Genomic DNA, 22,016 nt, shown 5'->3' on the forward strand with positions numbered 1-22,016 from the left:
TGAAAAATCCTGTTTTAATAATAGGATTTTTTTGTTCAACAATGTGCTTGCAATAAAAGGAAAAATATGAGTATAATGAGAAAGTAATTAGGTAAGCTAATTATTTAATGAGAAAGGAGAGTGAAGATGAATGGATTCAAGAAAAGATTCTCTTCCTTTAGGGATTGAGCCGTACGCAGAGTTAATCAAAAAGACAGCGTCAGCGGAAACGGATCCAATCGCAGCAAAACTTGGTTTGTTAATGTTATGGACGTCTGATAATGTTCTTGATGCGGTTGACGTAGATTTAGCTCCGCTTGGTATTTCAGAGAGTAAATTAGATTTTTTACTATTGTTTATTTTGCGTGAAATGGAAGCGAATGGGGAAGAGGTGAACATGAGTCCTTCGGATATTGCGAGTCGATTAGGGATTACACGTGCTTCTGTCACTGGCTTATTAGATTGGATGGAGAAACGAGAGTTAATCGTAAGATTCCACCATTCTGAAGATCGAAGAAGATTAAAGGTGAAAATTACTCCGAAAGGAAAAGAACTAGTTACACATTCTTTACCAACTTTTTGGTTATCTTGCGCTTCGTTAGTTGATGGCTTTAATCAAGAAGAGCGTCAAGTTTTAGAAAAGCTATTAAATAAAATGCAAACAACTATGCAGGTGAAATTAGGAGAAGGTAGGTAAATAAGTTGATTATGAAGATCAACTTATTTATTCGGACATATAATTAGCTTACCTTATTATATGCTTAACTAACTTTATGAACGGTGATAATTTTTGCTATGTAATTAAAATAAATAAGAGTTAAAGGAATGCTATTTTAGTAATTTAGAGAGTTTAAACTAATAAAAACAAATCGTAATAAGGGAGAGAGTTTATGATGGAAATAGGAAAGGAAGTAAATAGTGAAAAGAATTATACAATAATGACAGCGGTATTATGTTGGTCGGGTATGGTAGTTATGTCTAGCCTATATGTAACAATACCTTTAATCTCTCTATTTTCAAACATTTTTAATACGTCATTAGCACAATCGGCAGCTACAGGAAGTATATTTTCTGTTGGCTTTGCTATAGGGTGTTTGTTATTTGGGGCAATTTCTGATAAATATGGACGAAAAAAAGTGATTTTTATTGGATTGCTTGCACTGTCGATTGTTTCTTTTTGCTTAGGGTTTGTAGATAGTTTATTTTGGCTTGTTATTTTTAGAGGTATACAAGGGATAGCAGCAGCTACATTTTCTCCAGTAGCGCTAGCCTACGTTGTAGAAATGTTCCCAGTAGAAAGAAGGGTTACAACAATAGGATTTGTTAGTACTGGTTTTTTAGTAGCTGGAATTGTAGGGCAGGTAATAAGTACTACTGTTAGTCAGCATTTTGGATGGCATATGGTTTTCTTTCTTCTTAGCATTGTCTATATAAGTACTGCTATATGGGTTTATTATTCTCTTCCGAAAGGAGAGACGTCTCAATCCTATACTGATATTTTGGGGCCAATTAAACAGATGGGTAAAGTTTTTACAAATAAAAGCTTAGTATTAAGCTATATAATTGCATTTGTTTTATTAATGGCTTTTGTTAATATGTATACTGTTTTAGGGAATTATTTGAGCTCTCCTACTTACAATTTAACTGCAGAACAAATTCTTTATTTTCGCTTAGCGGGGCTATTTGGTATGTTGCTGTCACCGCTTGCAGGTCGTTTAACGAAGAGGTTTGAAGTAAGAAAAGTTCTTCAGGGAGGATTGTTGATCGCTATTTTTAGTCTAAGTTCAATGGGCTTTGTTTCGTATCTATCTCTACTTGTAATGATGAGTGTCTGTTTTGTAATAGGTATTGCTATATCCGTTCCGTCTTTAGTTTCTCTTGTAGGTCAATTAGGAGGGAAAGCGAGGGGAATAGCAGTATCTATTTATACTTTTATTTTATTTTTAGGTACTAGTATAGGACCTATTATTTCTATTTATCTAATGAAAATAGGAGGGTATGCTCAAACATTTATTTTATTAGGAATGCTACTTTTTATTGGTTTTGTAGCTTCTCTATTTATAATTAATGAATAAGTGGAAAATCACTCAAATAAAGGAATGCGAGGATCTTTCATATGCTCACATAATAAAAGATGAATTTGTCCACGATGATGATAAAAGTGTGCAACGATTTCAAGTAACCATTCAAAGCGCGAATAAGAAATACCCCAATAGGCAGTCATAACTTCTGCTAATTCTATTTGGGAGTAGGAAAGAAATGTTTTGGAGAGAAGGTTGTATCCTTCAATCATCGTTTGTTGCATTTGAGCAACTGTTACGGGCGTATGTTCTATATAAAAGGTATGTAATTCTTTTTCTGGAATACCATTTAAAATGAGCAAATCAGCATGACAAATAAGAGAAAGATGTGTACACATTTCAAATAATGATCGTTTTGAGTGAATCGGTTGTATTTTTAAATCGTTTTCACTATATTGGTTAAGCATATAAATAGAAGTATCAATAGCAACTTTTAGTTGATGTAATGCAGATTGAACAAACATTGTAATTCTCCTCGTCTCCGTATATAATAGTTTCTTGAGGATATTATATCATACTCAAAATTCTGAAAATTCTAGTAGTTTGACTAGCATAATGAAAAGTATTATATTGTAAAAGGTCATATGAAACGTGAAATAGAATGGAATGCAATTATTGAGTTAGGAGTTAGACCAATGAGTTTGAAATATGGAAGAGATACAATTGTAGAAATTGACTTAAATGCTGTAAAACATAATGTAAAAGAATTTAAAAAACATGTAAATGATGAAGAAATTAAGATGATGGCTGCTGTAAAAGCGAATGGGTATGGCCATGGGGCAGTTGAAGTTGCCAAAGCTGCAATTGAAGCTGGAATAAATCAACTTGCAGTTGCATTTGTAGATGAAGCAATAGAATTAAGAGAAGCAGGAATTACTGTGCCGATTTTAATTTTAGGATACACACCAGTAGCGGCTGTAGAAGATGTAATTCAATATGACGTTATGATGACTGTTTATAGAGTAGAAGATTTACATGGTATAAATGAAATTGCAAACCGTCTTCAAAAGAAAGTACAAATTCAAGTGAAAATTGATACAGGAATGAGTCGTATCGGTTTACAAGAAGAAGAAGTTAAACCATTTTTAGAAGAATTAAACCGTATGGAGTATATAGAAGTAGTAGGGATATTTACGCATTACTCTACGGCAGATGAAATCGATAAATCATATACGAATATGCAAACAAGTTTATTTGAAAAAGCTGTTAATACAGCGAAAGAATTAGGAATTCAAATACCATATATTCATAGTTCAAATAGTGCAGGATCAATGGAATTAAGTAACACATTTCAAAATATGGTGCGCGTTGGAATAGGAGTGTACGGTATGTATCCATCAAAAGAGGTGGATCATTCAGTCGTTTCTTTACAGCCTGCGTTGTCGTTAAAATCAAAAGTGGCTCATATTAAACATGCGAAGAAAAATCGTGGTGTAAGTTATGGGAATACGTATGTAACAACTGGTGAAGAATGGATTGCGACTGTACCAATTGGTTATGCTGATGGTTATAATCGTCAATTATCTAATAAAGGCTATGCGTTAATTAACGGGGTTCGAGTACCTGTAATTGGCCGTGTTTGTATGGATCAGTTAATGTTGGATGTTTCAAAAGCGATGCCAGTACAAGTAGGAGACGAAGTAGTATTCTACGGTAAACAAGGTGAAGAAAATATCACAGTAGAAGAAATAGCGGATATGTTAAGTACAATAAACTATGAAGTTACATGTATGCTAGATAGAAGAATTCCGCGTGTTTATAAAGAAAATGACGAAACAACTGCAGTTGTAAATATATTAAGAAAAAACTGAATCATTTAGATTCAGTTTTTTTATTTTTGGCAAGTGAAAAATGCTCTATTTGTACCGTACGATTGAATATTTTTAAAACCTACAGATTGTAATGCATGAGTAATTTCGTCTTTAGTGTAACATGTTTCTTTAAAAGAAAAGTCACTTCTTTTCCAAATATCATTTGTATCACGCGTAAATAATATGAAATTCATTTCTGCTTTTTTGTTTTTATTATCAAATGTAGAATCAATCGTACAAACATATTCTTTCTCTGAAATATGAAACGAAGCAATCCAGTTTTCAAGAAATCCTTTTTCCATATTCATATCAAATGCGAATATACCCTCGTTATGTAATACGGAGTAAACGTTGTGAAACACACTTTTTAGTTCATCTAAATTCATAATATGGTTTAAACTATCACCGGCAGAGATGACGTAGTGGAATTGCTCATTTATATTGAAATAGCGAGCGTCATCGACGAAAAAGGTTGCATCTGGCGCATTTTCACGTGCATATTCAATCATTTGAGTAGAACCATCTATACCAGTTACTACAAAATTGTTATCAAGTAGTTTCCTAGTAAGATGACCAGTCCTGCAACAAAGATCTAAAATATGAGAATGTGGTTGTGCATATTGTAAAACGAGTTTTTCAAAAGCTAGATAGGAGTGTTCGGCAAAATGTCCCCAATGTTTATTATAAATAGATGCGAAAATATCATAATCAGAATAAATAAGTTTTTTAGACATAAATATTCTCCGTGCTATTCATTAAATTATAATAGTCATGCTTCGTTTTAATTTTAAAACCACATTGTGTATATAGTTTTAAAGCATGGTTATTTTTCGTTTCGACGTCTAATTCAATTGTTGAAGTTCCTTCTGTAATAAGGGTATGTACCATATAACTAAGAATATCTTTTCCATATCCTTTACCTTGATAAGAAGGATGAACAGCGAATCCTGATAATGTAGTAGATTGTTCTTGCTCAGTAACTGTAATTGTTCCAATAGCTTTTTCGTTAATAAGAGCACTGTAAACTTTATGAGAAGGTGAAGTCATCATTTTTTGTAACCATGTAGCCGTATTGTCTACTGAATCACCAAAAGCTTTACTAGAAATCTCAATAAGGTCAAGCAGTGATTCTGAAGATGCAAGAGTAAGCTGTATATTATTATCTGTTGTTTTTTGAATTTCGTTTATTTTGAACTCCATACTATATTCACTATATAAATACGGTAACTTCATATGTTTTATAAATTCATTCCCAGAAATAGAATCCCCATTGATAATAAGAAGAGCTTCATCTGTCTCTCTATTTTGTATTTCTTTCATTGCAGTTTGTAAAAGGGTAGTTCCGAAACGTTGTTTTCTAAAATGAGGATGTACAAAGCCTATTAGTTCAAGCTTTGTTGGTCTTTCGAAATCATACATATTTAAAGTGCCAATTAATTGAGTACCGTTATAAAGAAGAAAATCGTTTATATGATCTTCATTTCGATTTTTTAAAAAGTTGATATGTAAATCTGAAGAGTAATCAAGATTGTCTTGTTGCCCGCAAATATAAGCCAAATCCTTCATTTGCTGTATTTCACTTTCTGTTACAGAACGCTTTTTCTGAATATCCATTGTATACTCCCTCTCATTTGTATTTAAAAATAGGATGGGTAACTTAACCATTCCTTTAATTCCACACTACCTTGCACAGATAACAGTCGGTATAAATAACGATATGGTTGTCTACATTCTACAAGATGAGGAATAGGCATAATTGTTTCGTAACCACTTTGAAAGGCATGTGCTTCTTTTTCAGTAAGTACATATTCTAGTCCGATAAAATCAAACTCTCGCGGGGCAACCGCGTAAGCTTCAGTATCTACTAAACCCGTAATAGTTGTACCGTCATATAAAAATTGGGTAGGGTCCATATCAAGTAAGACGAGTGTAGCTTCTTTTGGTACGGACAGGGAAGAAAGCTGTGATTCAAAGGTAGGAAATGCATCTTGTATGCGTTCATCATCGGAATAAAACATATTCACAAGCTCTTTACTCACGTTTAAAATATGTGATTGGAATTCATTTAGTGGAATTTTGAACGTGCCTGACGGATTTCCTATAAAATCGGCTTTAAACTTATGTATTTCTGCAAGTCCTTTTCCTAGGCTAAATAAAATAGAATCTGGTTGCTCGATAAAAGATTGAACTGTGTTACCTACTAACTTTTCGACCACCACAAATTCACGGCCATTTAAAACATGTTTTTCTAATATTGTTGGGATAGGAAGATTCGTATGTTCTTGCAGCAATGTATGTACAGTTTCTAAATGATGGACGTTCCTTGGATCAATTCCAAATAGATTTTTACATCCCCACCAAAAATCATTATTTGGTTCTTCATTCATTTTAGAGGTACGAACGATAACTTCTGTATCTTCTGTTTGAACGAGAAAAACATCACTTGCATGATCTTCATAACCTGGGTGCAAGGCCTGAACGGATAGAATAGGTGAATTGAATAGTTGTTGTAGCATGAAAGGACTCCTTTTTCTGTAAATTCTATAAATTTATTATATAACAGATGATGTGTTATGAGGATAAAGATAAAAAGATTGAAAGCATAGTTACATTTATAGCGAAAATTCATTAAAAACATTATATTTCTACATTTTTGTGTGAATTGTCTAAAAATTATAGTAGTAAGACTTGAATGTAAGACTCATATCTTTAAATCTATGAAGAGTAAAAGTAAAACTAAGCATTCATTTATAAGATTGTGAATCAAAATAATGTAGATTATAGAAAATATTTCTCAATAATAAAATGAAGAGAAAAGCATGAAGAAGTAGAATGCATTCATTTATAATAGGCATAAATTAATTAATATAATTAATTGTTAACTTTATAAGATTGACTGGATAGGAGAGAATATTATGGCAAATGTACTCGTAATAAATTTCCCTGGGGAAGGTCATATTAATCCGACTTTAGCTATTGTAAGTGAGTTAATCCAACGAGGAGAAACAGTTGTTTCGTATTGTATTGAAGATTATAGAAAGAAGATTGAAGCAACAGGTGCGGAATTCCGAGTGTTTGAGAATTTTCTCTCTCAAATTAATATTATGGAACGAGTAAATGAAGGTGGGAGCCCTTTGATGATGCTATCTCATATGATTGAAGCATCAGAGCGTATTGTTACTCAAATTGTAGAAGAAACAAAAGAGGAAAAATATGATTATTTAATATATGATAATCATTTTCCAGTAGGACGTATTATAGCGAATATTTTACAATTACCAAGCGTTTCATCTTGTACAACGTTTGCTGTTAATCAGTACATTAATTTTCATGATGGGCAAGAATCGAGACAAGTAGATGAAATGAATCCATTATATCAATCTTGTTTATCGGGAATGGAAAGATGGAATAAGCAGTATGGAATGAAATGTAATAGTATGTATGATATTATGAACCATCCTGGCGATATTACGATTGTATATACTTCAAAAGAATATCAGCCGCGTTCAGATGTATTTGATGAATCGTATAAATTTGTCGGTCCATCAATTGCTACTCGAAAAGAAGTGGGGAGTTTTCCTACCGAAGATTTAAAAAATAAAAAAGTGATTTTCATTTCTATGGGAACAGTTTTTAATGAACAACCTGCTCTTTATGACAAATGTTTTGAAGCGTTTAAAGATGTAGATGCGACAGTCGTATTAGTCGTTGGTAAGAAGATAAATATAAGTCGATTTGAAAATATTCCGAAAAACTTTAAGTTGTATAATTATGTCCCGCAATTAGAAGTATTACAGCATGCTGATGTATTCGTGACACATGGTGGTATGAATAGTTCGAGTGAAGCGTTATATTACGGTGTCCCATTAGTTGTAATTCCGGTAACAGGAGATCAGCCATTCGTTGCAAAACGATTGACTGAAGTAGGGGCAGGCATAACACTTAATCGTAACGAGTTAACTTCTGAATTGTTACGTGAGACTGTAAAGAAAGTAATGAATGATGTGACGTTTAAGAAAAATAGTCGTAAAGTGGGAGATTCGCTTAGAAATGCTGGTGGATATCAAAGGGCAGTTGAGGAAATATTTGAATTAAAAATGAAGCCATACGTAAAGATTAAATAGATGTTAGAAACACACTTACTTTTAATTTGTAAGTGTGTTTCTAGTATTACGTGTTACATAAAAATAGCGATAAAGGTGAAACTTTTTTGTATATAAATCGATACCTTTGAATTAGTAGTAAAATTACGTTAAAATAATACTAAGAAAATATATAAGTTTTGGGGGTAATGAATGAAGAAAGTATTTGAATACGTATTATTAACAATTGGCTCAATTATAGTAGCAGGTTCATTAGAGCTTATTTTAGCACCTAATGGATTAGTAGATGGCGGGGTAACGGCTATTGCTATTATGGCAAATAAAGTCGCAGGATTGCCGCTTTATGGTGTGTTCTTAGGAATTAATATCCCAATTTTATTATTTACTGCAAAAGTAATGGGAAAGAAATTTTTTATCCGTACATCTTATGCGAATGTAGTTACAACACTCGGATTAATTTATTTAAAACCATTTCCAGCAATTACGACTTCTGAGTTATTAATTGTACTTTATGGTGGAGTGCTGTTCGGAATTGGTGTTGGGATTGTTGTTAAAATGGGTGGAGCAATTGACGGTTCGGAAATGTTAGCAGTTTGGATGAATAAACACTTTAATGTACCGATTAGTACATTTTTACTTGCAGTAAATGCAGTTATTTTCATCTTTGTTGCCATTTTATTTTCAATCGAACAAGCGATGTTCTCATTAGCCATTTTCTATATTGTTACGAAAATGATTGATTTTATATTAGATGGTATAAATCAAGGTAAGAGCGTTATGATTATTTCTGGTAAGAATAAAGAAATAGGCGATTTACTTATGAAAGAATTGCAACTATCTGTTACGTATCTACATGGAGAAGGTGGTTTTTTAGGGGAGCATAAGAGAATCATTTATTGCATTACAAACCGATTCATTTATCCGAAAATGAAAGATCTCGTTCTCTCTGTAGATCCAACCGCTATAATTGAAGCTTCTTATTCAACAGAAACGACTGGTGTGAAACGTCCGGGAAGGAAAGCTAGGTCAGGTGAATAACTAGCAGAAGGCTGTCCAAAAAGTTATTTTGGAACAGCCTTCTTTTTTATTTTGTTGAATTGTTAGTATGTTACAAGTTAAACCCACTGTTAACAAGTTTCCTTGCAACTAGGGAACCAAGCGTTTTTCAATAATATAGCCAACGTTTCAATTTTATTTTCTGGAATGCTACCAAAACCGAGTAATACGTATGATTCCTTACGTAAATCATTCACGAAATCATATGGAGAAAGCGGGTATAATTTAACGCTTTGTTTTTTAGCGGATTCAATCAGTTCGTTTTCATTCATACTGTTATTTACACATAAAACAATATGAAGTCCAGACTGTTCGCCAAGAATTTGAACATTAGCCCCCATTTCTTTCATAATGGATTTTACTAACGTATGATGTTTTCTTTTATATAGTGTACGACTCCGGTTAAGATGACGTTCCCAATTCCCGCTTTGTATAAAGTTAGCAAAAGCAAGTTGTTGTATTGTAGCGACTGTTTGTTTAAAAATTCCATGCAGTTCTTGATATATTTTTAAAAGATGTGGTGGTAAAACAACATATCCCATTCGTAAAGAAGGTAAAAAAGATTTTGAGAAAGTCCCCATATAAATAACGCGTTCATTTGAATCAAGACTTTGCAAAGAAGGAATCGGCTTACCAGCGTAGCGAAACTCACCGTCATAGTCATCTTCAATAATGTATCCGCTGCAATCATTAGCCCACTTTAACAATTCTGTTCTTCTAGATAAAGGCATAATAATCCCGAGTGGAAATTGGTGTGATGGTGTAACGTATGCGACATTGGCATTTGTATTATATAAGCTAGAAATATCAATACCTTTTTCATCCAATGGTATGGGATGAATTTGTCTATCACAGCTTTTAATGATTGCGTGTATACGGTGAAATCCAGGGTTTTCAATGCCGTATTCTTTTGTAGGGCCAAGCAGTTGAAGTAGTAGCCAGAGAAGTGGCTGCGTTCCGGCACCGATCACAATTTGATCAGGTGAAGAATGTACACCGCGAGAATGATATAAATATGTTGATATATGCTCTCGAAGAGCGAATTCACCTTGAGGGTCTTCTTTGGCAAATAGTGCATTTTCGTATGTAAGAATGGATTCTTGTAATGCTCGTTTCCAATTTGTAATCGGAAATGTATTTTGATCAATAAGCCCTTGGCTACAATCATATTCGAATTTTTCGTCTATTAAATTGCTCGTCTTCATTGCTGCATTTCGTTTTTTGTTTGGGATAACGTCAATATCGAAATTTGCTACAAAAATACCAAGTTTCGGTTTACTTTCTACATAACCTTCAGCTAATAATTGTTGATAAGCTGATTCAACAGTGATGCGGCTAATATTAAGTTGTGATGCTAAATTTCTGTGTGAGGGTAGACGTGTGCCAACAGAAATACTCCCTTGTATAATTTCAGCTTTTATATAGTCGTAAATTTGCAAGTAAATAGGTGTGTTACTTTGTAATTGCAATGGGATAGTAAAATCCATATAAAACTCTCCTTTAAAACTGGCCTTATAAAAAATACTTAAACTGTCACTTAAGTAAAGGGCAGTTACTTTCTATAATAATGATACAACATTTAGAAAATTAAATAAATAGTTAGAGGAGAGTTAAAAATGAATGTTAAAGAAGTAGTAACAGAAGAGCAATTATATGAAGTATTACCTGTTTTACAGCAATTAAGAACGAAACTTTCAAAAGAGGAAACAAGCTCTTTATTTCGAAATATGAAAGAAGAAAATTATAAACTATTTTCGCTGCGTAATGAGGAGGATGAAGTTGTTAGCCTTGCAGGTGTAGCGATTTGTACGAACTTTTATAATAAGAAGCACGTTTTCGTATATGACCTTGTAACGGCAGACGCACATCGTTCAAAAGGACATGGAAATGTATTACTTTCGTATATAGAGAACTGGGGAAAGGAAAACGGATGTGAATCTATCGTCCTCACATCAGCATTTGCAAGAATTGATGCGCATCGTTTTTATGAAAGAGAAGGGTATGATAAAGTGAGTTATTCTTTTCATAAAGAATTATAAAAAATAAGAAGAAGTTGTCCCGCAAAAGTTGGGAACAGCTTCTTCTTATTTTTTAAGTTATTATTAAACCGTAAATAGGTTGTAAGTTATGGTATATGTATTTGAAAAGGTTATATAGTGTATTTTGTCGAATTATTTTAATTTAATAAAGAGAATGATTGGAGCGCTTATACTTGAAGAAAATAAAGAAACTATCAATCCCTAATGATGCTAGAGTTATCGTCATATCTGATATTCATGGAGAATTAAATCTTTTAAAAGAAGCACTACATAAAGTTAACTTTAAAGATGAAGATTATTTAATTATTAATGGAGATCTTTGCGAGAAAGGACGAGATAGCGTAGGCGTAGTAAACTATGTTATGAATCTTGTAAAGAACAATTCAAAGGTTCACGTTGTTGAAGGAAATTGTGAAGTTTTAGTTGATGCTCTTCTAAATGAAAATCCTCGTCTTATTAATTATTTATGTACGAGAAAGCATTCGATTTTTAATGAATGGCTAGAGCAATTGGATTTTTCAGTTCATGAAGGCACTTCAATTCGTGAAGTGAGAGAAGCATTGCAAAGTGAATTTTCACAAGAAATACATTGGCTAACGGAGTTACCGACAGCGATTGAAACAGAAGATTATATTTTTGTGCATGCCGGGCTAGAAGATAGAGTAGATTGGAAAGAAACAGAGCGCAAAAATGCGATAGCAATGCCAGAGTTTTTTTATAAATCACATAAAGCAAATAAGTATGTAATAGTTGGTCATTGGCCTGTCGTGAACTATTCTGAAGAAGCACCGTCTAACAATCCAGTTATTGATGAGGAGAAAAAAATTATTGCAATAGATGGAGGAAATGCAATTAAAGAAGCAGGACAATTAAATGCATTTATCATTCAGAGGAAACAAACGGGCGATACGTTTTCTTATACATATGTAGACTATTTTCCAGGGTACGAAGTAATAGCGGATTTTAATGCGAATTCAGAAATGCAGGGCGGAGTGACATATCCGTATTATTACATAGAGCCTATCGAGAAGATGCAAGATTACACAATATGTAAGCAAAAGGAAACAAATAAATTACTCACTGTAAAAAATGAATACATGAAACAACTTGAGTCAGGTGAATATACAGTGAAAACTGATATTTCTTGTGCGCAAATAAGCGTTAGAAAAGGAGATATCGTTTCTCTCATTGATGGTAGTTGTTCAGGATATGATTTAATTAAAAAAGATGGTGTAGAGGGGTGGATAGAGAAAGGCATTTTGCTTGAGCTGAATAAGAAGGAAAGTAATATATTGAGCTGAAATAGGAGGGATGTAACCTCCTATTTTTTATTCCCTATTAACCTTTTCAATGAGTGGACTGCCTGCTGTCTTTAATAAGTAAATAAATCGTACTTGGTAGAATGATAAGCGTCATTCCTAAAATAATCGCTAGTATGCGATAACCTCTATACGGAGCAGAAACGATAAGTGGAAGCCCCGCTAGGAAAATACCTGCTATCATCATTGAAATACTACTAATATTTGAAGCTCTTTTTTCGAGGTGCTTATCATTCCATTCTAATGAAATGGTTGATTTAGTCGTATCAATTTTGGAACTGAAATAACCTATTAATATAAATAAAAGCCCTAATGCTAAAAATATGAAATGATCAAGAGGAAGTGAAAAGCCAAGAGCGATGAGGGCAATGACAATATCGACAAAAAATAAGAATAGTAACATTGTGTTGCCGATCCAATGGAGAAATTTCTGGTTACTCGCTGCTTTAGATAAAGCTAAAAATACAAAGAATAAGAAGGAACATATAATTATATTTACGATTACAAAAGTGCTTTTATCCATTGTTGATGTAGGCGTTCCATTGAAGTCCCATTTCGTAACAATATTTGATGGTAAGAAGAAATATAGAATAATATTTGTCGTAATAATAGTGAGAAATAAAGCAATACTAAATTGATTATTCATTGAATCACCAGCTTTCTAAATCAATAATTGGTATCTTATAACAAAATTATACAATATAATATATGATATTAGTTTTGATTTTTCTGAAAAAATATTATAATTATATATGAAATAAAGGTGAATGCAGGAGGGAATTATGCAAAACGTTGTATTAAAGGGGAAGAAAGTTACAATTCGTACAATAGAAGAATCGGATATAGAAACATTATGGAATATCATATTTAAAGAAGAAAGCCCAGAATGGAAGAAATGGGATGCGCCATATTTCCCGTTCTCAATGCAAGAATACTCTTCCTATAAAGAGAAGATGCAAACTCGTTTGAAAGAAGAACCACTGTCAAATTTAATTATAGAAAATAACGGTCAAATCATTGGGACAGTCGGGTTTTATTGGGAATATAAACCGACGCGTTGGTTAGAGATGGGGCTTGTGATTTATGACCCAACATACTGGAATGGTGGATACGGTACAGAAACATTGACATTATATAGAGATTTGCTATTTGAAAAAATGGAGATTGGTAGAGTAGGAATCACGACTTGGTCTGGCAATGAACGAATGATGAAAGTAGCGGAGAAAATAGGAATGAGCTTAGAAGGTAGAATGCGAAAGTGTCGTTATTATAAAGGAACATACTATGATTCTATTCGAATGGGAATGATTCGTGAAGAATGGGAAGCACTATGTGTAACGAAGGGGTGAGAAAGACTGTACGCTATTATTGCTACATTTGATCGTGTATTTACTAATAAAATTACAGAACTGCAAAATGAATTAACGAATATAATGGGAACAAATCAATTAGCTGGAGTAGAACCTCATATCACGATTGCGGATTATAATGAGTTAGATGTTCATTTGTATACGGAGAAACTAGGGGAGTTTGTAGCTATTCAAGAAAATATGGACGCAGTAACTTTTCCTTCTGTTGGAATTTTTCCTACTAATGGAACGGTCTTTCTAGCACCGATTGTTACCGATGAATTGTTAAAACTTCATCATTCTTATCATGATTATTTTTAAAATTTTCATGACAATCCAAATTCATATTACGTACCGGGAAAATGGGTTCCGCATTGTACGATTGCAAATAGATTACATACAAAGCAGTTTTTAAGTGTAATGGAATATATTTATGAAAAATTTGATTTTGCAACAGCTTCAATTGAGAAATTAAAATTAATTAAGGTGAATTATAAAAATGGTTCTGCCATTTCTTCTAGTATATTAGCAGAATATAATTTAAAGAGAATGGAGACATCGAGATGACATATGTAATTAGAGAAATGAAGCAAGAAGACATTCACGCTGTACAATCAGTAGCAAAAATAGCTTGGCATGATACATATGAAGGCATTATTCCAAGAGAAATTCAAGACAGTTTTTTAGACGAGGCATATTCTGATGAAAAAATGAAATATCGTCTTAAAAATACACATTTATTCGTTGCGGAAGAAGAGGGAGAAGTAATAGGATTTGCTAACTTTTCACCTGTTAGACTACAAAATGAAGCGGAATTAGGTGCGATTTATTTGTTACCAGATCAGCAAGGAAAAGGGATCGGAAGTGCTTTATTACAAAGAGGGATTAAGGAATTAAATGGGATACGTAAATTGTACATACATGTAGAAGCAGCAAATGAAAAAGGAAAACGCTTTTATGAAGCGAAAGGTTTTGCTGAATTAGAGCAATTTGAAGAAGACTTTGAAGGACATATGATGCAGACAGTAAGGATGGTTTTATACGTATAAGGAGGACTAGCAATGAAAATTTTTGATTTTAGTGAAAAGTAGGAAAGCACATATCAGTATTTCAATCTAATTTCATAATGTCGAAAATAGTAAACCATCAAGGAAATGTACATATCGGTGCTATGCATTTACACGAGAATGGAATCATCGGTAATCATGAAGCAGTTGTATCTCAACTGCTTCTTATTGTGGACGGAGCAGGATATGTATGTGGGGCAAATAAAGAAAAGATAAAGGTAGAGGCGGGACAAGCTGTGTTTTGGGAGAAGGGAGAGCTCCATGAAACAAGTACAGAACAAGGATTAACGGCAATTGTTATGGAAGCGGAGAATCTTGAACAAGGGATAGTAATGCCTATTATTCAAGGGGAGTTGTAAAAAATGATAATTAAGGCGAATCAAGAAGATACCAATGAAATATTAAAATATGCGGCTCAATCGCTTTTTGAAGGGACGAGAGGGAATTGTCAATTAAGTACCGAGAAAGCGATTGAAATTACAAAGCCGATTGTAGAAAAAGGAGCATATTATTTAATCATTAAAGAAGAAAATAAAGTAATGGGATGGATATTAATAGGGGAAAATACAGACTATTTTTCTCGTGAAAAACTTGGATTTATATATGAATTGTACGTTTTCCCAGAATATCGCGGGAGAGGATTATCGCGAGAACTGATGGAAGCTGGTATTAAGGAATTAAAGGAGAAATATTCAGAAATTAGGTTGAATGTATTTGCTGGGAATTTTGCAAAAGAGATGTACGAAGAGTTTGGGTTTGTTGAAAGACAGGTAATTATGACTTTGAAGTGAGTATAATAGTCTGAATGAGGGAAGCGAAAGCATGAGAAAAGAAAATGAGTATGTATAAAAGCCGATTTTAAATCGGCTTTTAATTATCGATACATCGTCTATTCTTATATTTTCTATGTTATTGCCATATAGCCTACCTAAAAAGATTGCTCTTATTACTTTTGTTTTAATTATAGGAGCTATTTCATTGGGGGCGAATAAAGTGGTAGGACGAATACATAACAAATTTAAACAATAATAAAGTTTGAAAAAGGATAGAGGTAATTCAATATTAATTAGGGAAAGAAACGGGATTATACGTTAGAGATGGTTATAGGATAGGTGATACTAATAAATTGAAGGATTAAGAGAGGGGCATATTAATATGCAATCATTTAAGGCCGGAAAATATATTACATATGTTGCAATTGCTATATTACTTGTAGTCGCTATTATGTCTCCTTATGAATTACCTAAAAAGATTGGCTTTATTATAGGTGTTCTTATTTTAGGGGTATGTGCACTTGGTACTAATAAACTTTACGAACGGATATTCCTTATATGGAAGATATAACTGTAACTCAAAAAATGCACGATTTTAGTAGTATTGTAGGTTATGATGAGTATACAGCCAAGGTAGGTGCGGAATATAGTTCGCGCAAGTATGAATTGCTTTTAGAGAAAATTGATGTTCCGGATATTATTCCGTATTTCAGTGATCACGATATAACAATCCGCTTAGAATTGGGAGTAGGGACTTATGGGTATAAGCTTCACATGGGTCAAGAGAAAGGTTTTTATGCATCATACGAAGGTTTTGGAGGAGGTTTTTTCTTGAAACCTGAAAAAAAGGAGTAATCACACATGTTTAAACAAGGACGTATTTTGATGTATATTTTTACCGCGGTTTTATTTTTTTCTTCATTCTTTTTTCCGCAGCCAATGGAAAAAAGGTTTTTAACAGCTATTGCAGCATTGATTATTGGTGGAATAGGTATTGGAATTTCCTATCTATTAGAAATTTTGAGTAACAAGTCGAATATATCTAAAAAGAACGGAGAATGACGATGGAGCTTTTCCCGATTGGTTCAGTTGTGAAGCTAAAAGATCTAAACCAACCTGTTATGATTATTGGAAGAATGGTCATTTCAGCAGATAAACTTGATTTTGATTACGTAGGGGTTCTTTATCCGGTTGGTTATTTAGGCGATGAAAAAGTGTTATGCTTTAATCATGATAAGATTGTAGAGGAAATACATAGAGGGTATTTGAATGAGAGTGAATTAATTTTACGTGAGAGATTAGTAGAATTGTAAAAATATTGAAAAATACATATTGATTTTAAAAATACGATAGGGGAAACAAAATGGGAAAGATAATGAGAACTATAGTAATCATTGGCATACTTGTTCCTCCAGTGCTGCTGTGGAGTGCACCTGGTATTCCTTTAAATGATAAACTGCTGTTTACAGGTTTACAACTAACTGTAGGATTCACCACAGTAGTAGCGTTAGAGATTATATTTAAAAATCGAAAAAAGAAGAGGGCAAAATAGAGATAGATTGTATGGAATAACAGCTGAAAATATGTAACATGTATTATTAATCGTTTTACTTGGGAGGTGACCTACTGGTTGCCTCTTTTAACGTTATGCTTATAGTTTTATCTGAAAAAGAAAAAAGGAGCAATCAAGCATGTTTAAACAAGGGCATATTTTAATGTGTACTTTTACCGCAGTGCTATTTTTTCTTCCTTCTTCTTTCCACAGCCAATGGGGAAAAAGGTTTTAACAGCTATTGTTGCTCTAATTATTGGTGGAGTAGGTATTGGAATTTCCTATTTATTAGAAAATTTCAGTAGCAAGTCGAAAAATATATCTAAATAAGAAAAGAGAATAACGATAAAGCGTTCCTAATTGGTTTAGTTGAAAAGATAAAAGATTTAAATTGTTTTTTTATGTTATAGAAATTAACAAGCGTTAACAAGTAAATACGTAGTATATCATATAGTAACGGCAAGCGGAGTACATGTGAATAGATATTAGTTAAGAAGAGGCTACTTATAATAGGCAGCCTCTCCTGCGTGTATTATGCATTATTATCGATACATCGTCCACATCCCAATGTCTTTAAACCCTAGTCGTTTATAAATACGTCCAGCAGCTGGATTGTTATAAAACAAACAAAGCGTTCGGCCTTCATTCGTAAAGTCTTGAATCATTTTTTGTAATATGAGCGAAGCGTATCCGCTTCCGCGATAATTCGGATGTGTACATACGCCAACTACCATAGCGGATAATGAATTTTCAGCGGAAGTAGAGGCGGATGCAATAATAGCACCGTCTTTTTCAATATAATATGTGCGTCCTGTATTTGTTTTGAGAGCTTGTCTTAATATTTTCTCTGATTCATTAGCAACTGGAAATTCAGCAATGTTACCTCGCAATTGCATAATTCGCTCTACATCATCTAGTGTGGCAAGTTTAATTGTTTCTTGGATAGGCGTGCTAGGTAAGTTGTTGTCATTTAGACATTCGCAAAAATACATTTCATTTTTGGCGCCTAATTGTAGACTTGGAGAAGTTTCAAACCTTTCTACAATAGTTGACTTGCCAGAGAGTTTAAGCGGTTTATATGCGGAAAGAAGTGCCTCATAATCAAGGGTAACAAAGTCTTCTTTACTATATGGTATAAATGAATCGTGGAATCGGAGTAGAATTGATTTTAATGTCCCATTCTCTTTAAATACTCCCCATAATTCTTGGAAATCTGTGTCATAACCGAAAGCTTCAATATCTCCAATAATAAACAAGTTAATGGCTGCTTCTTCTTTTAGGTAAGCGAATACTTGTTCATGATCTTTCTTTGTTAATTTTCGCATCATAAAGAATCGACCTCTTTTTTTATTTTTCTAAATATTACAACTTAAGTTTTTTGAAATCAATATAAAATTTTATGTTTAGTTCACAAACTTTCGGAAAAACTAGGAAAGATATGACAAAGGAGGTTATGAACGGTGGATCATCCAATTCAAGGGTTAATGAAAGCAGCAATGGAAAATTTAAAAGAAATGGTTGATGTAAATACGATTGTTGGAGAGCCTGTTCAAACGGCTGACGGTGGTGTGGTGTTAACGGTTTCTAAAGTAGCGTTCGGTTTTGGAGCAGGAGGTTCTGATTTCCAAACGAATGATGGACAAAGAGCGAACGGTAACCCTGCATTTGGTGGCGGTAGCGCGGGTGGTGTTTCGATTACACCAGTAGCATTTCTTGTGGTGAATAAAGATGGAGTAAATATTCTTCATTTACAAAATGCGACACATTTAGCAGAAAAAATGATTGAATTAGCTCCACAAACAATTGATAAAATTCAATCGATGTTCCAAAAAGAAGAAAAGAAAGAGGGAAATCATCATCCTCAAAACCCTGATGAAATCCTTTAAAAACGCCTGCTTATGAGCAGGCGTTTTTTCTTGTAATCACTATGTAATAAAACACATGAAATTGTAAATAGTTTTTGAAGTTTTTTCTATGTTTCTAAAATTTTTCATGTTAAAATATGCTATAGAATTGAAACATATAAAACGAAGGTGGCTAGGTGCTTTGTCTGGAGGATCTGACCAAGTAAAGAATATGATATATATTAATGGTAATCGTCGAGGTCATTGTTTTATTACATCAGGAATTACGTTTAAAGAGTTTGCGAGTAACATCCCTTCACCGCTTCATCAAGTGTTGCTTTTGAAGCACAACTTTGAATGGACGGATTTTCATTATCATACTTTATTTGAATATGTTGAGGAAGAAAATATACATAAGTTAATTCAAGCAGAGATTGATGAATTTGATGAATTTTGTTGGGTAGATTTTGATGATGCAAGCGATTTAGATGAATTAGAGCCGAAAGAAATTGCAGAATTATTATATTTGGCTCACAAAAAAGAACCACTTGCAAGAACATTCTTTCCGTTACTGAAAAATAGATTTGTTTATTTTTCACATGATGACGGATGGTACAACAAAGTGTATTATCGTAGAATTGCCGATTTTGTAGGAATGTTAAGTAAAGTCATTCCGTATAAACTCGGTGCTTTCGGTAAGAAACGTTTTTCTTTCTTCCAAAAATCAAAAATTTTCCCAGCAATTTCAAAAGAATTGATTATGGGACTTATTCCACTAATGGAAGATGGTCTTTACATAGATCTAGCAGGGAAGATTGAGTCAAGAAGAGGTCTTGAAATTCCGGTATATGTAGTTGGTTCGTATGAAAGTACGGATGAGGTGCTAGATAATATCGATGAATTGAAAGAGGAAGCAACAGAAACAGGTTGGCTCATTTTTGATAAGAAAGAACAAGAGTGGCAATGGGTTGTTGACTAAGAAAACTTGGCGCATGAAGTCAAGTTTTCTTGTCATTTGAAAGGAGTACAAATGAAGAAATATTATACAATTGTGGGTATTGTAAGTATTATTCTCGTGGCAATATTACTTATAACTTGTCCGAAAGAATCAGATTTTAAAGTGTATGTAGAGGATAAGTATGCGTTGAATTGTAATGAGAGTAGTTTTGAATGCACGCAAAATGTAGATGGTAAAAAAGAAAAACTACAATTTGAAAGTACAGATGCACGAAATGGTGTATTCTTTATGACTGTAAAGCAAACATTTAAAACAGAAGCTGGTGTTTCAAAAGAATATAGCGGAGTAGGAATGTTTGGTACATTTCTTTTTGTTTCAGAGAAGACTTTCTAGTAATAGAAGGTCTTTTTTTTATGCTTATGTTCATATAGATGAAGTAAGACAACCATAGGAGGGATAGCGATGAAGAACACATGTATCGTTTGCGGTGGTGAGGAGTTTTTTTCCTCAACATTATATGCACGTACGAAACAAGATTGGGCATATGCACCAAACATGTATCGGTTTGAAAAAGTATTTATTGAGCATAGGGATGAAGAAAATTATCCAGTGTTTCAAGAAATTACAGCGAAACATTGTTGTGGATGCGGTCATATTATGTTGTATCATGAATGAACACACCAAGTATAACTTGGTGTGTTTTTTTAAAACGCTGACAAAGCAAGCGGATAAAGTAAAGTAAATAAAACAGAAAAACTACCAAAACCAATTGCTGTATATCCAAGTGTTCTTGCTCCGAAATTGACAGCTAATAGGCCAACTAAAATTGCTAGGGAGCCGAGCGTAACTGGATAAAAAGCAATGGAGAATAACGAAAGAAATAAAGCGACATAGCCTACCATTGCGCCGGTATTTGTACCTTCTATCTCATTTGCAATTTCTTTACGCTTATGTCTAATTGGAATGCCAGCTGGTGATATTTCAGCAGCATACTCTTCGTTTTTTTCACCACTTTTAAAATGATGATTTCTCTTTCTTCGCATGTACATCCCTCTCTTTCAATTGGGTGTACCTATAGTATCTTTCATAAAGAGAAGAACATGAGTATGAGTTAAACCCAAGTAAAGCAAAAATTGGAGAATACGTATTCCATCGTTAACATATCCATTTCCTATTGAAGATAAAGTGCGGGATTTTTTCCATCACGACTGATTATCAGCCAGCAACAATTGGATTTTTATAAGCAGTTCTCTTCCATTAACTGGTCCGCATCCATTGAATTCTGAGGTAGGTGTCTTACTGCAAGCGGGATAAAACAGGAATTTTGGAAAATGATGTAGAATGAAATGAATGATAATACGTGAAGGTAGGGGAATGTATGACAACATTTAATTGGCATGAATCAGCAGAGAAGAAATGGGATAGTAGTGCGGAGTTTTGGAATAAAAATAGTCAGGAAATGTGGGATAGCGGGAGTAGGAGCACAATTATTCCGTTTTTTGAACAATACGTAAAGAAAGAAGCACAAGTGCTCGATGTTGGTTGTGGTGATGGGTACGGTACATATAAATTAAGTAGCGCAGGCTATAAAGCAGTGGGAGTAGATTTATCGGAAGTGATGATTCAAAAAGGTAAGGAGCGCGGAGAAGGACCAAATTTATCTTTTATAAAAGGAGATTTTTCTGCATTACCATTTGAAAATGAGCAATTTGAATCAATTATGGCAATTAATTCTTTAGAATGGACGGAAGAGCCATTACGAGCGTTAAATGAAATAAAGCGTGTGTTAAAGAAAGATGGATATGCATGTATTGCAATTTTAGGACCGACAGCAAAGCCACGAGAGAACAGTTATCCTCGCTTGTATGGAAAAGACGTTGTTTGTAATACGATGATGCCTTGGGAATTTGAACAGTTAGCGAAAGAACAAGGTTTTAAAGTTATAGATGGCATCGGCGTATATAAGCGCGGAGTAAATGAGAAGATGTTAGGTCAACTACCTACAGAGTTACAACAATCGTTAACATTCTTATGGGTATTTATGTTAAAAAACGTATAAAGAAATGAAAGAATTTTTAGGAGGTA

General features: G+C 33.5%; 28 protein-coding genes and 3 pseudogenes. 23 read left to right on the forward strand and 8 right to left on the reverse strand.

What is annotated here, in order from left to right:
* Nucleotides 1–130: 130 nt before the first annotated feature.
* Together H6481_RS08550 and H6481_RS08555 are read left to right on the forward strand one after the other, a co-directional pair.
* Complete coding sequence (locus H6481_RS08550; RefSeq protein ID WP_000378333.1) at nt 131–676, forward strand: MarR family transcriptional regulator; 546 nt, start codon at nt 131–133, stop codon at nt 674–676.
* 196 nt (nt 677–872) lie between these two features.
* Nucleotides 873–2,054, forward strand: a complete 1,182-nt coding sequence (locus H6481_RS08555; RefSeq protein WP_015406471.1) for an MFS transporter — start codon at nt 873–875, stop codon at nt 2,052–2,054.
* A gap of 8 nt (nt 2,055–2,062) precedes the next feature.
* Here the strand turns inward: H6481_RS08555 and H6481_RS08560 are convergent, their stop codons facing one another.
* Nucleotides 2,063–2,524, reverse strand: coding sequence for a hypothetical protein (locus H6481_RS08560; protein WP_000498006.1), 462 nt, complete (start codon nt 2,522–2,524; stop codon nt 2,063–2,065).
* Nucleotides 2,525–2,695: 171 nt separating this feature from the next.
* On the opposite strand from H6481_RS08560, the gene alr reads away from it, so the two are divergent.
* The gene (gene alr, locus H6481_RS08565; protein WP_002093966.1) at nt 2,696–3,871 is read left to right on the forward strand and encodes an alanine racemase; all 1,176 of its coding nucleotides are present in this window, start codon (nt 2,696–2,698) and stop codon (nt 3,869–3,871) included.
* Between the two features lie 20 nt (nt 3,872–3,891).
* Here the strand turns inward: alr and H6481_RS08570 are convergent, their stop codons facing one another.
* The 3 genes from H6481_RS08570 to H6481_RS08580 are packed head-to-tail and all read right to left on the reverse strand — an operon-like array spanning nt 3,892 to nt 6,387.
* Nucleotides 3,892–4,605, reverse strand: coding sequence for a class I SAM-dependent methyltransferase (locus H6481_RS08570; RefSeq protein ID WP_182811450.1), 714 nt, complete (start codon nt 4,603–4,605; stop codon nt 3,892–3,894).
* Nucleotides 4,598–5,485: a GNAT family N-acetyltransferase gene (locus tag H6481_RS08575; protein ID WP_023521759.1), complete on the reverse strand. Its 888-nt coding sequence runs from the start codon at nt 5,483–5,485 to the stop codon at nt 4,598–4,600. The genes H6481_RS08570 and H6481_RS08575 overlap by 8 nt, the downstream gene beginning before the upstream one ends.
* A 23-nt stretch (nt 5,486–5,508) precedes the next feature.
* Nucleotides 5,509–6,387, reverse strand: coding sequence for a phosphotransferase (locus H6481_RS08580; protein WP_182811453.1), 879 nt, complete (start codon nt 6,385–6,387; stop codon nt 5,509–5,511).
* Between the two features lie 399 nt (nt 6,388–6,786).
* On the opposite strand from H6481_RS08580, the gene H6481_RS08585 reads away from it, so the two are divergent.
* Entirely contained in the window at nt 6,787–7,995 is a 1,209-nt protein-coding gene (locus H6481_RS08585) for a macrolide family glycosyltransferase (RefSeq protein ID WP_182811456.1), read from the forward strand.
* Between the two features lie 171 nt (nt 7,996–8,166).
* Nucleotides 8,167–9,012 carry a YitT family protein gene (locus tag H6481_RS08590; protein WP_000755126.1) on the forward strand — a complete coding sequence of 282 codons (846 nt, stop codon included), beginning with the start codon at nt 8,167–8,169 and terminating at the stop codon, nt 9,010–9,012.
* Between the two features lie 89 nt (nt 9,013–9,101).
* On the opposite strand, the gene H6481_RS08595 is transcribed toward H6481_RS08590, so the two are convergent.
* Nucleotides 9,102–10,517, reverse strand: coding sequence for a PLP-dependent aminotransferase family protein (locus H6481_RS08595; protein ID WP_182811459.1), 1,416 nt, complete (start codon nt 10,515–10,517; stop codon nt 9,102–9,104).
* A gap of 129 nt (nt 10,518–10,646) precedes the next feature.
* Here H6481_RS08595 and H6481_RS08600 point away from each other — a divergent pair, with 129 nt between their 5' ends.
* Both H6481_RS08600 and H6481_RS08605 read left to right on the forward strand, forming a co-directional pair.
* Nucleotides 10,647–11,069: a GNAT family N-acetyltransferase gene (locus H6481_RS08600; protein ID WP_023521764.1), complete on the forward strand. Its 423-nt coding sequence runs from the start codon at nt 10,647–10,649 to the stop codon at nt 11,067–11,069.
* A 173-nt stretch (nt 11,070–11,242) separates the two neighbouring features.
* On the forward strand, nt 11,243–12,370 hold the full coding sequence (locus H6481_RS08605; protein ID WP_023521765.1) for a metallophosphoesterase: 1,128 nt from the start codon (nt 11,243–11,245) through the stop codon (nt 12,368–12,370).
* A 46-nt stretch (nt 12,371–12,416) separates the two neighbouring features.
* Here H6481_RS08605 and H6481_RS08610 read toward each other — a convergent pair whose 3' ends face one another.
* Nucleotides 12,417–13,034: a DUF1648 domain-containing protein gene (locus H6481_RS08610; protein ID WP_182811462.1), complete on the reverse strand. Its 618-nt coding sequence runs from the start codon at nt 13,032–13,034 to the stop codon at nt 12,417–12,419.
* A 136-nt stretch (nt 13,035–13,170) separates the two neighbouring features.
* Between H6481_RS08610 and H6481_RS08615 the strand changes: the two genes are divergently transcribed.
* The 11 genes and pseudogenes from H6481_RS08615 to H6481_RS29100 all read left to right on the forward strand — a co-directional run bounded on the left by H6481_RS08615 (nt 13,171) and on the right by H6481_RS29100 (nt 17,459).
* Complete coding sequence (locus tag H6481_RS08615; RefSeq protein WP_001181849.1) at nt 13,171–13,737, forward strand: GNAT family protein; 567 nt, start codon at nt 13,171–13,173, stop codon at nt 13,735–13,737.
* Nucleotides 13,738–13,743: 6 nt separating this feature from the next.
* Nucleotides 13,744–14,304 (forward strand): annotated as a pseudogene (locus tag H6481_RS08620) (2'-5' RNA ligase family protein).
* The gene (locus tag H6481_RS08625; protein WP_000222825.1) at nt 14,301–14,786 is read left to right on the forward strand and encodes a GNAT family N-acetyltransferase; all 486 of its coding nucleotides are present in this window, start codon (nt 14,301–14,303) and stop codon (nt 14,784–14,786) included. The pseudogene H6481_RS08620 and the gene H6481_RS08625 overlap by 4 nt, the downstream one beginning before the upstream one ends.
* 12 nt (nt 14,787–14,798) lie before the next feature.
* A pseudogene (locus tag H6481_RS08630) lies at nt 14,799–15,163 on the forward strand (cupin).
* Between the two features lie 3 nt (nt 15,164–15,166).
* Nucleotides 15,167–15,595, forward strand: coding sequence for a GNAT family N-acetyltransferase (locus H6481_RS08635; protein ID WP_000584237.1), 429 nt, complete (start codon nt 15,167–15,169; stop codon nt 15,593–15,595).
* Between the two features lie 364 nt (nt 15,596–15,959).
* Nucleotides 15,960–16,148 carry a hypothetical protein gene (locus tag H6481_RS08640; protein ID WP_003270359.1) on the forward strand — a complete coding sequence of 63 codons (189 nt, stop codon included), beginning with the start codon at nt 15,960–15,962 and terminating at the stop codon, nt 16,146–16,148.
* Nucleotides 16,136–16,432, forward strand: a complete 297-nt coding sequence (locus tag H6481_RS08645; protein ID WP_002093967.1) for a hypothetical protein — start codon at nt 16,136–16,138, stop codon at nt 16,430–16,432. The genes H6481_RS08640 and H6481_RS08645 overlap by 13 nt, the downstream gene beginning before the upstream one ends.
* A 6-nt stretch (nt 16,433–16,438) precedes the next feature.
* Nucleotides 16,439–16,639, forward strand: a complete 201-nt coding sequence (locus H6481_RS08650; protein ID WP_000476183.1) for a hypothetical protein — start codon at nt 16,439–16,441, stop codon at nt 16,637–16,639.
* 2 nt (nt 16,640–16,641) lie between these two features.
* A complete protein-coding gene (locus tag H6481_RS08655; RefSeq protein WP_000418713.1) occupies nt 16,642–16,890 on the forward strand; it encodes a DUF4176 domain-containing protein in 249 nt (82 codons plus the stop codon).
* A 50-nt stretch (nt 16,891–16,940) separates the two neighbouring features.
* On the forward strand, nt 16,941–17,129 hold the full coding sequence (locus H6481_RS08660) for a hypothetical protein (protein WP_000516417.1): 189 nt from the start codon (nt 16,941–16,943) through the stop codon (nt 17,127–17,129).
* Nucleotides 17,130–17,268: 139 nt separating this feature from the next.
* A pseudogene (locus H6481_RS29100) lies at nt 17,269–17,459 on the forward strand (hypothetical protein).
* Between the two features lie 212 nt (nt 17,460–17,671).
* Here the strand turns inward: H6481_RS29100 and H6481_RS08665 are convergent.
* On the reverse strand, nt 17,672–18,457 hold the full coding sequence (locus H6481_RS08665; RefSeq protein WP_000984746.1) for a GNAT family N-acetyltransferase: 786 nt from the start codon (nt 18,455–18,457) through the stop codon (nt 17,672–17,674).
* Between the two features lie 132 nt (nt 18,458–18,589).
* On the opposite strand from H6481_RS08665, the gene ytfJ reads away from it, so the two are divergent.
* The 4 genes from ytfJ (at nt 18,590) to H6481_RS08685 (ending at nt 20,606) form a co-directional block, all read left to right on the forward strand.
* Nucleotides 18,590–19,015, forward strand: coding sequence for a GerW family sporulation protein (ytfJ, locus tag H6481_RS08670; RefSeq protein ID WP_000349991.1), 426 nt, complete (start codon nt 18,590–18,592; stop codon nt 19,013–19,015).
* Nucleotides 19,016–19,175: 160 nt separating this feature from the next.
* Nucleotides 19,176–19,952 carry an oxalate:formate antiporter gene (locus tag H6481_RS08675; protein ID WP_000014087.1) on the forward strand — a complete coding sequence of 259 codons (777 nt, stop codon included), beginning with the start codon at nt 19,176–19,178 and terminating at the stop codon, nt 19,950–19,952.
* A gap of 51 nt (nt 19,953–20,003) precedes the next feature.
* Entirely contained in the window at nt 20,004–20,324 is a 321-nt protein-coding gene (locus H6481_RS08680) for a hypothetical protein (RefSeq protein WP_000761184.1), read from the forward strand.
* 69 nt (nt 20,325–20,393) lie between these two features.
* On the forward strand, nt 20,394–20,606 hold the full coding sequence (locus tag H6481_RS08685) for a hypothetical protein (protein WP_000798747.1): 213 nt from the start codon (nt 20,394–20,396) through the stop codon (nt 20,604–20,606).
* A gap of 29 nt (nt 20,607–20,635) precedes the next feature.
* Here H6481_RS08685 and H6481_RS08690 read toward each other — a convergent pair whose 3' ends face one another.
* Nucleotides 20,636–20,974, reverse strand: coding sequence for a hypothetical protein (locus H6481_RS08690; RefSeq protein ID WP_001253201.1), 339 nt, complete (start codon nt 20,972–20,974; stop codon nt 20,636–20,638).
* A gap of 335 nt (nt 20,975–21,309) precedes the next feature.
* Here H6481_RS08690 and H6481_RS08695 point away from each other — a divergent pair, with 335 nt between their 5' ends.
* On the forward strand, nt 21,310–21,990 hold the full coding sequence (locus H6481_RS08695; RefSeq protein ID WP_000206576.1) for a class I SAM-dependent methyltransferase: 681 nt from the start codon (nt 21,310–21,312) through the stop codon (nt 21,988–21,990).
* Nucleotides 21,991–22,016 lie beyond the last annotated feature (26 nt).

This window comes from Bacillus sp. ME78 (assembly GCF_903970865.1).
In the GTDB taxonomy this organism is placed as follows: domain Bacteria; phylum Bacillota; class Bacilli; order Bacillales; family Bacillaceae_G; genus Bacillus_A; species Bacillus_A cereus.

What these genes read in the sequence shown, in the direction of transcription:
- H6481_RS08550 (WP_000378333.1), top strand. Translation starts at nt 131, where the DNA reads ATGGATTCAAGAAAAGATTCTCTTCCTTTAGGGATTGAGCCGTACGCA.
- H6481_RS08555 (WP_015406471.1), top strand. Translation starts at nt 873, where the DNA reads ATGGAAATAGGAAAGGAAGTAAATAGTGAAAAGAATTATACAATAATG.
- H6481_RS08560 (WP_000498006.1), bottom strand. Translation starts at nt 2,524, where the DNA reads ATGTTTGTTCAATCTGCATTACATCAACTAAAAGTTGCTATTGATACT.
- alr (WP_002093966.1), top strand. Translation starts at nt 2,696, where the DNA reads ATGAGTTTGAAATATGGAAGAGATACAATTGTAGAAATTGACTTAAAT.
- H6481_RS08570 (WP_182811450.1), bottom strand. Translation starts at nt 4,605, where the DNA reads ATGTCTAAAAAACTTATTTATTCTGATTATGATATTTTCGCATCTATT.
- H6481_RS08575 (WP_023521759.1), bottom strand. Translation starts at nt 5,485, where the DNA reads ATGGATATTCAGAAAAAGCGTTCTGTAACAGAAAGTGAAATACAGCAA.
- H6481_RS08580 (WP_182811453.1), bottom strand. Translation starts at nt 6,387, where the DNA reads ATGCTACAACAACTATTCAATTCACCTATTCTATCCGTTCAGGCCTTG.
- H6481_RS08585 (WP_182811456.1), top strand. Translation starts at nt 6,787, where the DNA reads ATGGCAAATGTACTCGTAATAAATTTCCCTGGGGAAGGTCATATTAAT.
- H6481_RS08590 (WP_000755126.1), top strand. Translation starts at nt 8,167, where the DNA reads ATGAAGAAAGTATTTGAATACGTATTATTAACAATTGGCTCAATTATA.
- H6481_RS08595 (WP_182811459.1), bottom strand. Translation starts at nt 10,517, where the DNA reads ATGGATTTTACTATCCCATTGCAATTACAAAGTAACACACCTATTTAC.
- H6481_RS08600 (WP_023521764.1), top strand. Translation starts at nt 10,647, where the DNA reads ATGAATGTTAAAGAAGTAGTAACAGAAGAGCAATTATATGAAGTATTA.
- H6481_RS08610 (WP_182811462.1), bottom strand. Translation starts at nt 13,034, where the DNA reads ATGAATAATCAATTTAGTATTGCTTTATTTCTCACTATTATTACGACA.
- H6481_RS08615 (WP_001181849.1), top strand. Translation starts at nt 13,171, where the DNA reads ATGCAAAACGTTGTATTAAAGGGGAAGAAAGTTACAATTCGTACAATA.
- H6481_RS08625 (WP_000222825.1), top strand. Translation starts at nt 14,301, where the DNA reads ATGACATATGTAATTAGAGAAATGAAGCAAGAAGACATTCACGCTGTA.
- H6481_RS08635 (WP_000584237.1), top strand. Translation starts at nt 15,167, where the DNA reads ATGATAATTAAGGCGAATCAAGAAGATACCAATGAAATATTAAAATAT.
- H6481_RS08640 (WP_003270359.1), top strand. Translation starts at nt 15,960, where the DNA reads ATGCAATCATTTAAGGCCGGAAAATATATTACATATGTTGCAATTGCT.
- H6481_RS08645 (WP_002093967.1), top strand. Translation starts at nt 16,136, where the DNA reads ATGGAAGATATAACTGTAACTCAAAAAATGCACGATTTTAGTAGTATT.
- H6481_RS08650 (WP_000476183.1), top strand. Translation starts at nt 16,439, where the DNA reads ATGTTTAAACAAGGACGTATTTTGATGTATATTTTTACCGCGGTTTTA.
- H6481_RS08655 (WP_000418713.1), top strand. Translation starts at nt 16,642, where the DNA reads ATGGAGCTTTTCCCGATTGGTTCAGTTGTGAAGCTAAAAGATCTAAAC.
- H6481_RS08660 (WP_000516417.1), top strand. Translation starts at nt 16,941, where the DNA reads ATGGGAAAGATAATGAGAACTATAGTAATCATTGGCATACTTGTTCCT.
- H6481_RS08665 (WP_000984746.1), bottom strand. Translation starts at nt 18,457, where the DNA reads ATGATGCGAAAATTAACAAAGAAAGATCATGAACAAGTATTCGCTTAC.
- H6481_RS08680 (WP_000761184.1), top strand. Translation starts at nt 20,004, where the DNA reads ATGAAGAAATATTATACAATTGTGGGTATTGTAAGTATTATTCTCGTG.
- H6481_RS08685 (WP_000798747.1), top strand. Translation starts at nt 20,394, where the DNA reads ATGAAGAACACATGTATCGTTTGCGGTGGTGAGGAGTTTTTTTCCTCA.
- H6481_RS08690 (WP_001253201.1), bottom strand. Translation starts at nt 20,974, where the DNA reads ATGCGAAGAAAGAGAAATCATCATTTTAAAAGTGGTGAAAAAAACGAA.
- H6481_RS08695 (WP_000206576.1), top strand. Translation starts at nt 21,310, where the DNA reads ATGACAACATTTAATTGGCATGAATCAGCAGAGAAGAAATGGGATAGT.